10 protein-coding genes and 1 pseudogene are annotated in these 12,734 nt (G+C 50.2%); 7 read left to right on the top strand and 4 right to left on the bottom strand.

Features of this window, described 5'->3' with window-relative positions; genetic code table 11:
* A partial coding sequence (locus OEL57_RS08635) for a hypothetical protein (protein WP_300739647.1) occupies positions 1 to 783 on the bottom strand: 783 nt, incomplete at its 3' end.
* 113 nt (positions 784 to 896) lie between these two features.
* On the opposite strand from OEL57_RS08635, the gene OEL57_RS08630 reads away from it, so the two are divergent.
* The 7 genes from OEL57_RS08630 to OEL57_RS08600 all read left to right on the top strand — a co-directional run bounded on the left by OEL57_RS08630 (position 897) and on the right by OEL57_RS08600 (position 11,090).
* Positions 897 to 3,425, top strand: coding sequence for a DNA internalization-related competence protein ComEC/Rec2 (locus tag OEL57_RS08630; RefSeq protein WP_307726483.1), 2,529 nt, complete (start codon positions 897 to 899; stop codon positions 3,423 to 3,425).
* 42 nt (positions 3,426 to 3,467) lie between these two features.
* Entirely contained in the window at positions 3,468 to 4,877 is a 1,410-nt protein-coding gene (locus tag OEL57_RS08625; RefSeq protein WP_300739645.1) for a GGDEF domain-containing response regulator, read from the top strand.
* 10 nt (positions 4,878 to 4,887) lie between these two features.
* Positions 4,888 to 6,138 carry a histidine--tRNA ligase gene (hisS, locus tag OEL57_RS08620; RefSeq protein WP_300739644.1) on the top strand — a complete coding sequence of 417 codons (1,251 nt, stop codon included), beginning with the start codon at positions 4,888 to 4,890 and terminating at the stop codon, positions 6,136 to 6,138.
* A 5-nt stretch (positions 6,139 to 6,143) separates the two neighbouring features.
* Positions 6,144 to 7,901, top strand: coding sequence for a c-type cytochrome (locus OEL57_RS08615; protein WP_300739642.1), 1,758 nt, complete (start codon positions 6,144 to 6,146; stop codon positions 7,899 to 7,901).
* Positions 7,898 to 8,965, top strand: coding sequence for a hypothetical protein (locus OEL57_RS08610; protein ID WP_300739640.1), 1,068 nt, complete (start codon positions 7,898 to 7,900; stop codon positions 8,963 to 8,965). Before OEL57_RS08615 ends, OEL57_RS08610 begins: the two co-directional genes overlap by 4 nt.
* Before the next feature lie 143 nt (positions 8,966 to 9,108).
* A complete protein-coding gene (locus tag OEL57_RS08605) occupies positions 9,109 to 10,572 on the top strand; it encodes a tetrathionate reductase family octaheme c-type cytochrome (RefSeq protein WP_300739638.1) in 1,464 nt (487 codons plus the stop codon).
* Between the two features lie 104 nt (positions 10,573 to 10,676).
* Positions 10,677 to 11,090, top strand: coding sequence for a hypothetical protein (locus OEL57_RS08600; protein ID WP_300739636.1), 414 nt, complete (start codon positions 10,677 to 10,679; stop codon positions 11,088 to 11,090).
* Between the two features lie 10 nt (positions 11,091 to 11,100).
* Here the strand turns inward: OEL57_RS08600 and OEL57_RS08595 are convergent, their stop codons facing one another.
* The 3 genes and pseudogenes from OEL57_RS08595 to OEL57_RS08585 all read right to left on the bottom strand — a co-directional run.
* Positions 11,101 to 12,246: a PilZ-like domain-containing protein gene (locus OEL57_RS08595; RefSeq protein ID WP_300739634.1), complete on the bottom strand. Its 1,146-nt coding sequence runs from the start codon at positions 12,244 to 12,246 to the stop codon at positions 11,101 to 11,103.
* 16 nt (positions 12,247 to 12,262) lie between these two features.
* On the bottom strand, positions 12,263 to 12,463 hold the full coding sequence (locus tag OEL57_RS08590; protein ID WP_300739632.1) for a DUF1858 domain-containing protein: 201 nt from the start codon (positions 12,461 to 12,463) through the stop codon (positions 12,263 to 12,265).
* A 56-nt stretch (positions 12,464 to 12,519) separates the two neighbouring features.
* Positions 12,520 to 12,734: pseudogene (locus tag OEL57_RS08585) on the bottom strand (aspartate aminotransferase); the annotation flags it as partial.

Raw genomic sequence — 12,734 nt, 5'->3', positions numbered from 1 at the left:
ACCAACGGATTGATTAGCCAGATCAAGAATTGCAGATTCAATGTCATTGGCTGTGAGCGGCGCTATTGATTCTGTTGCTGCTGGTTCAGTTGATTCTACAGCTGGGGCTGTTACAGCAGGAGTTGGTGTGGCAAATGGATTGCCTGAGGATGCTTCCCAGAGTGACCGGATATCTATCAGACCTGCCAGATCAAGTACAAACCCATCTGCATCAGCGAGTACACGTAGATCAACACGAGCGCCGGGCAGGCCGGCTATCTGCTGAACTTCTCCAGCAGACGTTTCTATACCGGTGGAGGCGTCGTGGTAGAAACCTACCGTTGTGCCATTACGATAGAAGATCAGGCCAGCCCTTTCAGGGGTGTAGATCTTAAGTGTGGCAGTCATTTGTTCGGTTTTGATCCGATCAAGCAGGGCCTTAAAATCAATCAGCTTGATTTCCTGGCTGTCAATTGTTGCCGGTCCACCTACGAGAGCCATCACCGCCAGGGTAATGTCCTTTGAAAGTGCATACACGCTGAATGTGCCACTTGAGGCAAGTAGCATTAATTCAACCAGTGACTGCAGTGCTGCCTGCTCTTTAATCTCTGTACCGTCACGGTGTACAATAGCCGTTACCAGTTTGCCCTCATCATACACCAGAGCGCAGTCTGCAGCAGGAAAATCAAAAATGGCACACCCGGTCAGTTTGCCGTTTTTGAGTTTTTCCAATGCATCAGGTAGTTGTAGTTTTGAGATAGGGACATTCTCGGCCAGGGGGTTTCCTTTTGGCAACAGGAACATATGGAGATCCCTCAAAAGTGGATTGGCAGAGAGTTATATCTCTGCTGGAGTGCTTCTTTCATGAAAACTTTTTGTTAATCTGAATAACGAATAGGCAACGTGCATTGTAACTAATGAAACGCGTCTGTCAAGCTCTGTGCCATAAAATGTTTGTTTTTCTTGACAAAACATTGTTTCCGTATTTTTGTTTAATCCAAATGTACGCTAAACGCCCACTTGTTATTCCGCTTGTATTCCTTGTCACCGGCTGCCTTTCAGAATATCTGCTGGGGGTGCCAATTTCTTGTTTTATCCCATTGATTGCAGCCTGTTGCATGTTTTGTGTGGTCCCTTTTAAAAGTCGGTTGCTGTTCGGTTCACTGCTGGCGGTGTTCTGGATGAGTTGGGGGATGGCTGCCCTGTCACCTCGACTGGCTGCAAGATCAGCTGATCAGGGGATTGCTCGTTTTGATGGTATGTCTGTTGTTATTGAAGGAATAGTGCAAAGCCGCCCCCTGGTCCGGGCCGAAGGACAACGGTTTGAGCTGCAGGTTGAGCAGGTATTTGTGGATACCGCTGTATTCGCACTTACGAGCGGTGTGCTTGTAACTATTGCCGAAGGCCAGGGAAGTTGGCTACGTGGTGATCGGATTCGTTGTCCAGCCAGGATTAAGCTGCCTCGATTGCTTGGTTTGCCCGGAGAGTTTGATTATCAACGCTATATCGCATTGCATGGAGTACATGCAACGGCGTGGGTGCATCGTGCAGATAGTATTGTATTGATGCGCGGTGCAGCAGTGACGTCGTGGTATCGGTGGATAGATGCACTTGCGTTGCGTAGCCAGAATTTTATTAAAACAAGTATTCCTGAACCGGACCAGCGTAGTGTTGTACTGGCCCTGGCAACCGGAGGACAGCAAGAGATAGCTCCTGCCCTGAATGCTGCTTACAGCAGGGCGGGGGTGTCTCATATCCTTTCGGTTTCAGGTTTTCATGTTGGTGTTGTTGTTGCGGTATGGGTCTTTGGTTTGCGATGGCTACTGCTACGTTGGGAGTGGCTGTCATTACGCATTGATGTCCGGCGTAGCACACTGCTTTCTGCTGTGCCTGCCATGTTGCTGTATCTTGTCTTCACCGGTGGTGCTCCAGCCACGGCTCGTTCTGTAGTGATGCTGACTGCTGTGGTCGTAGCCGCCTGGAGTGAACGTGAGGTTGACAGTCTGGATGCCTTGCTGTTGGCTGGCTTCCTGTTACTGGTGGGAGATCCTGGTGTTCTGTTTGATCTCTCATTCCAGCTTTCATTTCTTGCCCTGTGGGGCTTGCTGGTGCTTACCCCTCTGTTGGTTGCTCCATTTGAGAAATTTATTTCGCGGGGGTGGCAGCGAACATTGCTCATGTTTTGTGCTGCCTCATTGGCAGCTGTACTGGCTACCATTGCGCCGGTATTGGGGGCATTCCACCAGGTGTCGTTTACCGGTATTCTGTCAAATGTAGTGGTGGTTCCGTTATTGGGGTACGGTGCTACGGTCCTGGCTACTGCAGCAATGCCATTGCAGTTTCTGATGCCTGCCGTTGCAACGGTTTTTCTGAAACTTTCAGGCTGGCTGGTACTGTGCAGTAATAATTTTATCCACTGGATATCCCGGCTACCAGTGCTGCATAGTTTTAGTACCGGGCCGCTTGACCTTCTGGCTACAGTCCTCCTGCTTGCTATCCTGAGTTTCGTCCAGTCTGCTCGTATCAAGGGGATTGCAGTCAGCCTGTTGATGGCAGGGTTGATGGTGGCGCATCTGTGGCCCGCCCCTGCTGGTGACGGAAAAACGAGATTTATCTTCCTGAGTGTAGGGCAGGGGGATGCAACCTTGATTAAACTTGCAGACGGTCGCACTCTGCTGGTGGATGGTGGCGGCTATTTGCGGGATTCAGGCAAGGATTTTGGTGAACGCTATCTGGTGCCGGCACTGCATCGTCTTAAGCTTAAGCAGATTGATCTGATGGTTTTAACCCATCCCCATCCTGACCACCTTGGAGGACTACCTGCGGTTGCCGAGCAGTTTCGGGTGAAGGAGTTTTGGCAGGGTGCGTCAGCTGGCTCAAGTGACAACTATCAGCGCCTTATCGGGGCGCTTAACAGCCAGAATACAACCCTTCGGATAGTGAAAAAGGGAGATCGCGCTCAATTGGGGAAGGATCTGGTGCTGTCGGTTGTTGCCCCGGAGGAAGTGGCAGGAGCAGAGGGTGGGGATAATGATGATTCTTTGGTGCTGCACCTTCAACAATCCTCTTTCAGTGCGCTTTTGATGGGTGATGCCGGCTTTTCTGTAGAAGATATGCTGCTCCGTGATGGCGTTGGGGAGATCACTTTGCTTAAGGTGGGACACCATGGCAGCCGATACGCAAGTAGTGAGCGGTTTCTTGCCAGAGTCAAACCACGGGTTGCGGTGATATCAGTTGGGGCAGGAAATACGTTTGGTCTGCCAACAGAAGAAACCATCAGTCGGATCAAACAACAGCGGACAGAACTGCATCGAACTGATCAGCAGGGAACCATCCAGGTTGAAACCGATGGCACTGAATTTACCATAGCCCCGCTTAAGACCGAACCTGCTCTGCTTGCTATGGTGAGACATTTTGTTTTGACAGCCGGTAATTTGCTGCGATAATACTTCTATACTGATTAATCCACTCATAAGGCTTAAACACTGATGCCCGAAACCAGACTGATGGATGAAATACTGATCGTCGAAGATGATCGCTTTTTCAGGGAACTCTACACAGACCTGCTGCGTCAGGCTGGTTATTGCGTGGAATCGGCCTGTTCAGGTGAAGAGGCGCTTGAGCTTTTACTTGATGCCCGTTTCGGCTTGGTGGTAACCGATTTAGCCATGCCTGGAATTTCTGGTCTGGAGCTGTTGGTAAAGATCAAGTCACAGGACCCTTCCATTGACGTCATTCTGGTAACTGCCAATGCTGATCTTGAATCAGCCCTCTTTTCCCTTAAACATGGTGCCAGGGACTTTCTACTAAAACCGATCAGCTCAGATGAGCTGCTGCATACGGTCCGTTTGTGCATGGAACAACGCCACCTGTTGGATGAAAATGTTGAGCTGCGTAATATGCTGGGGCTTTTGCAGACCAGCCAGGCCTTGTCCAGTTGCCTGGATCTGGAAGGTGTCTGCCATCTTGCGGTAGATGCGTTGGCACGTGAAGTTGGAGTTGCGCGGGGTATTGGACTGGTACAACTGGATGGAGAATTTGTCGTCAAGGAACTGAAAGGGATTGATGCGGTCACAGGGGTACTGGTGCATAGGCTGCTGGCCTCATCTTTTCGTAAACGTTCATCCCGTAAAGGGCAACCGGTACGGCTGCTCCTGCCAACAGGACATGCCGAACTTGATCAGGCTGATCTGAAAGAAGCTGTTCTTTTTCCGCTTACCATCAGAAACAGTTGTCCCGGCATGGTGATTCTGCTGAATGATCCAGGTCAGGTTATCCCTTCGCTCAAGCACGAGCGTAACATTAGTTTTCTTGAAGAACATGGTGCCCGTGCGCTGGATAATGCCCTGCGTTTTACCTCCACCAGAGATATGCTCTACATTGATGAGCTGTCTGGTCTGTTTAATTATCGCTACCTGAAGGTTGCGCTGGAGCGTGAAATTAAGCGGGCTGATCGCTACTCCACCCAGTTGTCGGTGGTGTTTCTTGATCTGGATAATTTCAAAGGGGTTAATGACACCTATGGTCATCTGGTGGGCAGCAACCTGCTTAAAGAGCTGGGGGCACTGTTGAAAAAATCTGTTCGTGAGGTTGATGTCCTGATCCGTTATGGTGGTGACGAGTACACCATTATCCTTGTGGAAACCGGCCCGGATACTGCACAACAGGTGGGTGAGCGTATCAGAAAAATGATTGAAAAACACCGCTTCCTTGCTAAAGAAGGCTATCAGATTCATGTGACTGCCAGTCTTGGGTTTGCCTGTTACCCTGAAGATACCACTGGATTGGGAGAGTTGCTGGCCATGGCTGACAAGGCCATGTATGCTGGCAAGGCTGCCGGGAAAAACTGTATTTATCGTGTTGTCAGTCCTCTTGCTGGCGGCGCTTTACAACAATAAGGGAGTACTAATGAGCATTACCGCTATCAAGGGATTTAACGATCTTCTACCTTCAGAATCGGGACTTTGGCAATTTATTGAACAGACCGCCCGTCAAGTCTTTGCGCGCTATGGTTTTAATGAAATACGGGTGCCGATAGTTGAGAAAACAGAACTGTTCTGCCGCTCAATTGGTGATACCACCGATATTGTTGAAAAAGAGATGTACACCTTCACGGATAAAGGGGGCAGCAGTCTAACCCTGCGTCCCGAAGGAACCGCCAGTGTCATGCGGGCCTTGATCGAGCATAAGCTGTACGCCTTGGACAGCATCAACAAGCTTTATTACATGGGGCCTATGTTCCGGCATGAACGTCCACAGAAGGGGCGGTATCGTCAATTTCACCAGATTGGTGCCGAGGTAACCGGCGCAGCAGATCCTCTGATTGATGCCCAGGTGTTGTTAATGGTCAGCCGCCTGTTCAAGGAGCTTGGGCTGACAGAACCCAGTCTGCAGATTAACTCGCTGGGCTGCCCGGTCTGCCGTCCTGCCTATCGGGAAGCCCTGGTGGCCTTTCTGGCCCAACGTCAAGACGCGCTCTGTGAGGATTGCCGACGACGTCAGACCACCAATCCCTTGCGGGCGTTGGATTGCAAGGTGCCAGGCTGTGTGGAGGCAACCAAGGGTGCTCCGGCAATGCTAGAGCATCTTTGCCCTGAGTGTGATCTACATTTCAGTGCAGTACAAAATTATCTGGCTGTTGCCGAGGTTCCGTTCAGCCTGAACCCCCGTATGGTCAGGGGTCTTGATTACTATACCCGTACTACCTTTGAACTGGTGACCGGCCTGCTGGGCTCCCAATCTGCTGTGGCTGCCGGTGGTCGTTATGATGGCCTGGTGGAGCAGCTGGGGGGACCGGCTGTACCTGGTATCGGTTTTGCCCTCGGTGTAGAGCGAGTTGCCCTGTTGCTGGGAGATCGAAATTTTGACGGAACGCCGGATCTGTTCATTGCCGTGTTGGGGGATGCTGCGCGAACCGCCGGTTTCCATCTGATGGCTGGCTTACAGGACCAAGGGTTCTGGGTGGAGACGGATTGCGAGGGGAAAAGTCTGAAGAGCCAGATGCGGCGGGCAGATAAGCTCAAGGCCCGCTATAGTATTGTGTTGGGGGACACTGAACTGACTGCGGGCAGCGGTTCAGTAAAGTGTATGGGGGATGGTAGTCAGCAGGCTGTCAATCTGACTGTAGCAGCTATTACAGAAATTCTCACAGGAGGTTAGCTGCGATGAATTACCCGGTCTGGTTTGTTCCGACATTTGGTGGTGGCCTGTTGATCGCCCTGGTGGCGATCATTCACGTTTTTGTTTCTCACTTTGCCGTGGGAGGCGGGTTCTATCTGGTGATGGCTGAGCGCAAGGCCATCAAGGAAAAGAGCCAGGCAATTATGGACTTTGTCAAAAAGCACACAAAGTTCTTTATGCTGCTGACCATGGTTTTTGGCGGCCTGACCGGGGTTGCCATCTGGTTTGTCATCTCCCTGATTCATCCGGCTGCCACCTCGCTCTTGATCCATACCTTTGTGTTTGGCTGGGCAGCTGAGTGGGTATTTTTTCTTGTCGAGATCGTTGCGCTGTTTGTCTATTTCTACACCTTTGGCAAAATGGATGACCGTACCCATCAGACCATTGGCTGGATCTATTTTGGTGCGGCCTGGATGAGCCTGTTCCTGATCAACGGCATCATTGACTTCATGCTTACCCCCGGCAGCTGGATCAGCAATAATGATTTCTGGTCCGGCTTTTTTAACCCTACCTTCTGGCCATCTCTGTTTTTTCGTAGTTTTATGAGCTTCATGCTGGCAGGGTGCTACGGCTTCCTGACGGCAACTTTTCTGGAGGATGAAGCCACCCGGCACCGTATGGTTCGTTATTCCGGCACCTGGGCGCTGGTTTCGCTGATTTTGTCCGTGCCGGCAGGTTGGTGGTATCTGTCAGTACTGCCGTCACCAGCTGCAAAACTGGTATCCGGGGCTTCTCCCACCATCAAACGGGCAGTAATGACCGGTGGCTTCTCCCTGGCAGTTCTGGCAGGTGTGTTGATTGCGTTAATCCTGTTGAACCCCAAGGCTCGTATTCGCTGTCTGATTGTGGCGGTGATGCTGTCAGCCATGGGCTATATGGGGGCCTTTGAGTGGACCCGTGAGGCTGCACGACGCCCTTATGTCATTAATGAGGTGATGTACTCCAATGGTATCCTGAAGAAAGATGTAGAGCGGATTAATCAGGATGGTTTTTTGAAGAACGCCAAGTGGGTGCAGAACAAAGAGGTGACCGAGACCAACCAGCTTGAGGCTGGTCGAGAACTGTTTCTGCATCAATGTTTTGCCTGTCATAGCCTGGGTGGATTTAACAACGATATTGTCAGTCGTACCCAAAATATGAGCTTTGGGGCCATGCGCAAGTATCTGGCTACCATCCACGAGAAACGTTACTTCATGCCGCCCTTTGTGGGGACAGATACCGAGTTGAAGGCACTGGCAGCCTATCTGACTGCTGGTCTGCATAAGAAACCACTGACCGATGATGCCGGTGCAACAGGTGATCGTGGCAAGGTGTTGTATGAAGAGAACTGCGCAGCCTGCCATAGTGCCGACAGTATCAAGCCCAAGATGAAAGGCTGGGATCTGGCCAAAGTTCGAGCTTCGCTGGATAAACTACCGGCTCTGAACCCGGCAATGCCGGATTACACTGCTCCATCGGCAGATAAGGATGCCATGGCTGGCTATCTGTTCAAGCTGAATAATCCAGGAGCAGCACCGGCTGTCAAGGATCAGGGGGCAAGCCTATATGAGGAAAACTGTGCTGCCTGTCACAGTATGGATCAGATTAAGCCCAAGATGACCGGCTGGACCCGTGACAAGATCCGGGCAGCTCTGGATAAACTTTCAGCTCTCAACTCTGCCATGCCTGATTATACCGGCACTCCGGCCGAAAAGGATGCAATGGCTGATTACATGGCACAACAGACAGGAGGTGCCAAATGAATCCGGCAACCCTGATTCCCATTGCGGACACCCTGACCGCACCGAACGGCTGGTTTCAGTTCTTTCTGATGCTGACCTTTCCCCTACACCTGTTTGCCATGAACGCCATGCTGGGTGCAGGACTGGTAGCTTTTATCAGCCACCTGTATCCAGGGCGGGCATATCGTGAGCTTTCCCATGAACTGGCCAAGGCGTTGCCGTTTCTGGTTGCCTTTACGGTAAACTTGGGGGTGGCACCTCTGCTGTTCGTCAACGTGATTTACGGCCATCTGCTGTACTCAAGTACCGTGTTGATGGGGCTGTTCTGGCTGGCGGTCATTCCGCTGCTGATTATTGCCTACTACCTGGCCTATATCTATGATTTCAGTTTCCAGAAGCTGGGTAATCTGGCCATGTTTGTGCTGCTGGCAGTGCTGGTGCTGCTGCTGACAGTCGGTTTTATTTTCTCAAACAATATGAGCATGATGATCTCCCCGGCAAGCTGGAGCCGTTGGTTTACCACCCCCGGTGGCACCCTGTTGAATCTGGCTGACCCAACCCTGCTGCCTCGCTACCTGCATATCATCACTGGATCGCTTGCCGTCGGCGGCCTGTTTACTGCACTGTATGCAACAACAGTTCTGAAGTCTGATCAGGAAGTATCGGAGGCAGGCCGGAAACTGGGCATGCAGCTCTTTTCATGGTTGACTCTGCTGCAGTTTGGTGTTGGTTCCTGGTTCCTCTTAACTCTACCGAAGCAGACAATGCTTCGCTTTATGGGGGGAGGATCAATTGCCACTGCCTTGCTGGCAGTGGGTGTAGTGTTGGCTGTGGCAACCTTGATAACCGGTTTTAAACGGCTGGTCCTGCCTACTGTCTGGCTGACCTTACCGTTGGTTTATGTCATGTCATTTATGCGCGATGTTGTCCGAGGCAACTTTTTGGCCCCTTACTTCAACCCGACCACTGTGCCGGTACAGGTACAGTGGTCACCATTACTCTTTTTTCTGGCGACCTTGGTGCTGGGAATTGGTGTAATTGTTTGGATGCTTTCCAGATTACAAATTTTTAAAAAAGCCAGTTAAAACGGACTGTAATGGTCTTTTGTGGCTGTATACAGATTATTGACATTAAGATATGAATATGTTCTTATACAGCGTTTTTAATATGCCATGCTCGGCAACAGCTGCTGGGCTCACTATACGCAGGACAACGAAAGGGGAAGGGTATGAAGGGTTTTAAAGGAATGGTGGCTCTGTTGACGGCCGCTCTGGTTCTGTTTTCGTTCCAGGTCTTTGCCGGGGTTGATCACTCGGATTTTGTTAAAGGACCTTTTACCAAGGGCCAGGACGTAACCAAGCAGTGTCTGGAGTGTCACGACAAGCAGGCAGCAGACTTTATGAAGACTGCACACTGGAAGTGGGAAGGAACTCCAAACCATGTTAAAGGCATGGAGAAGAGTACCAAGACCTTTGGCAAGAAAAATATGACCAATAACTTCTGCACCACTGTCTTTGGTGGCAAGGATGGTTTGGTGCATGAGTCCTGTGACAAGTGCCATGCTGGCTATGGCTGGACACGTAGTAAGTTCGACTTTAATGACAAAACCAGAGTTGACTGCCTGATCTGCCATTCCCAGAAAGGCAACTATGCCCGTGGTGCTGTTGGTGCTGATGTTGATGCCGCTGCAATCGCAAAAGGCTCCATGAATCTTGAGGTTGCTGCAAAGAATGTTGGTATGCCGACATTGAAAAACTGCGGTGACTGTCACTTCTACGGTGGTGGTGGTGATAACGTTAAATCGCCTGGTCTAGATTCCACCCTGCTTGCTGCAGACAAGAACCGCGATGTCCACATGGCTTCCAAAGAAAAGGGTGGTGCAGGCCTTATGTGTCAGGATTGCCATAAGACCAAAGATCACGCCATTGCCGGTCGTTCCAGTATGATGGCTCATTACGTTGCTAAAGTTGAGTGTACTGACTGCCACAGCGGTGCCAAGGCTCCGCACCAGAAGTCAAAGAATGCTGCAATTCTTGCCAGGCATACCGCTTCCGTAGCCTGCCAGACCTGTCACGTCCCTGCCATCTCAAAGGGGCAGGCAACCAAGGTTGGCTGGTGGTGGGCTGATGTAGGCAAGAAGATTGAACCCAAAGAAGAGTTTGATATGGAGACCTTTGCCAAAAAGAAGGGTACCTTTAAGTGGAACATGAACTATGTACCTACTTACGCTTGGTATAATGGCAAAATTGAGCGCTACATGCTTGGCGACAAGATCAAGGATCCTTCCAAGCCGGTTAACATGACCAAGCCGGTTGGCGACATCAAGGACAAGACCGCCAAGATCTATCCCTACAAGTTCTATCAGGGCAGCCAGCCAATGGACAGTAAGTTCAAATACCTGAACTCATTCCAGCAGTACAAATCACTGTGGGATGATTATAATTGGGAGAAGGCGCTGGTAGAAGGTGCCAAGAGCCCGGAAGCTCTGCCATACAGTGGTAAGTACCAGTTCGTGCAGACTCAGTCTTGGTTGTCGGCTCCGCACGAAGTTGTGCCCAAAGAGCAGGCCCTGCAGTGTGGCGAGTGCCACATGGGTGCAAAGCGGATGGATTGGGCTGCCCTGGGCTACAAAGGCGACCCAATGCAAGTAGGTGGTCGTGCTACTGAAAAGGCTGGTAAAAAGAAGAAGTAATTGTTTCTTCTTTAGTTGAAAGAGAAAGGCCGTCCGATATTGTCGGGCGGCCTTTTTTCGTGGTAAGGTCTTAATACCAAACGATAGCTATACAGGAGGAAATGATGGGCGCCAGACTATTTGTCGTTATGGTTTTACTATCACTAAGTACCGGCTGCACGGCAAAAAGACCGGTGCTCTACCCCAATGAGTTGTATCAGTCAGGTGGTGCAGAAAAGGCACAGCAGGAGATTGATGATTGCTTGAAGCGTGCAGAAGAGGCTAATGCTCAAGGCCGACTTGCTGATGAAATAGCAGCAAGCACCGGAAAATCAGCCCTGGTTGGTGGTGCAACCGGTGCTGTTGTTGGTGCGATTAGTGGTTCTGCCTTGCGGGGAGGGTTGATCGGTGCAGCAGCAGGCGGCACCGTGGCCTTGGTGAGCAGCGCCATGAAAGGGCCGGAGGATTCACCGATTTACCGCAGATTTGTTGATATCTGTCTGTATAAAAAGGGGTATCAGGTGCTGGGCTGGCAGTAATGCGAAAACACTACCTCCCTTGTGAGGGGTCTCTGCCTATTTTTTTAAGATAGTCGCTGAATCCCTTTTCAAACAGAAGCTCTATCTCATTTTTCGGGCGGTTTTCTGCATAATTTTTAAAGTATAGAGTTAGGCTTGTCAGGGCCAGAACAACAACGGTAATGATAAGTCCGGTTTTAAGCAGAAGCTTTAAGCGTTGTTCTGGAGTGGCCTCTGGTATATTCGAGTTTGGGCCGCTACGGAAGAGATACTGTTCACGCATCAGTCTGATCCGTTTCAGTTGAACGTTTGAGATATAGCTGACAATGGCGTCACGGTCCCGCTCTTCAATAAATTTGAATTTAAGTCCCGTGTTGTAGCTGGTACGGTTAAATTGCTTGGTGGCAGCATAGTTTTCATTGGCGAAAGCCACCACACAAACAGCGTCGATTATCTGTGGTTCCGGTTCGCTGGGTAGATAAATTTCAAGCGGTACCAGTGTATCGTTTTCAAATTTATGGTGTAGTAGCATCCGTACACCACCACCGCTGATATTTGCTGCCAGAGGAATGACATCATCCCAAGTGTGATCACTGGTGTCACCAATAACTTGGTCCGGCTGGTCAAGGCCTTCACCAGTGTCATCCCATAATCCTTCTTCTCCAAACTCTTCCGAAGGCAGCTCTTCCGTTTCCGGGGCCTGACGAAGCCGCTCCCAGGGCTTTTTAGCCTGTTGCTTACGTTCCTGATCTGCTGCCAGTCGAGCGTCCCGTTTTTCTTTCCAGGCTACCTTAAGTCTGACTTCGCTCTGTTCTGTGCTGATAAAGTATTTGATCGGCAGGAAGGCATCAATCCGGTAAAACTCACGCAGTTCAGATGAAACGATCTCACCGATCAGGCGTAGTAGAACTTCTCGTCGATATCCTTCAGTAACAATAATGGCTCGGCAGGAATAACCCTCAATTTCATTACCGGCCCGAATATCAAGAATGGTTCCTACTTTAAGTTTAACGCCTGCGGGGAGGGTATCGCGGGAAAGCTGCAGTGAGACCAGGTCTTCATCGATTGCATGGATGATAGCCCAATCATGAAAAGTATCACCACCAGGTATCGGAATGCCGACATTGACCTTTAACCCGACAGGAAAATGTTCAAGGTATTGATCAAAATCACTCATGGAGACTCCGGTAATGTCAGGTAGGGGAAGTCAGGCTGCTGTTTAGTTCGGTCAGAAGCATATTAATATCGAGCTTGTGGTGACCAGCTCCATGTTCAAGGGTTTCCAGATCAGCTATCTGGCATTCGTAACATTCAAGTCCGTGACGGGCAAAGACCTGTACCGTTACGGGATGCTGTCTGATGATATCGCCGATAATCATATCTTTGGTGATCATAGCCAACCTCATGTGTTGGATAAAAAAAGGGGACGCCGAAGCGTCCCCGGAAGAAATTATTTCATGTTTTTAATCGCCTCTTCGATTCGATCCATGCCTTTTTTAATATTTTCCATACTGATGGCATAGGAAAGACGGGCATAACGATCATCACCAAAGGCAATGCCTGGAACCAGGGCTACTTTTGCATCTTCCAACAAATAGGCGGCAAAGTCTGAAGATGTTTCAATCTTTTTGCCAGCCGGAGTTGCCTTGCCATATACCCCAGAAA

Origin of the sequence: Trichlorobacter sp., from assembly GCF_030247655.1 — a bacterium.
Lineage (GTDB): Bacteria > Desulfobacterota > Desulfuromonadia > Geobacterales > Pseudopelobacteraceae > Trichlorobacter.
This window is presented reverse-complemented; position numbering and strand designations above follow the sequence as displayed.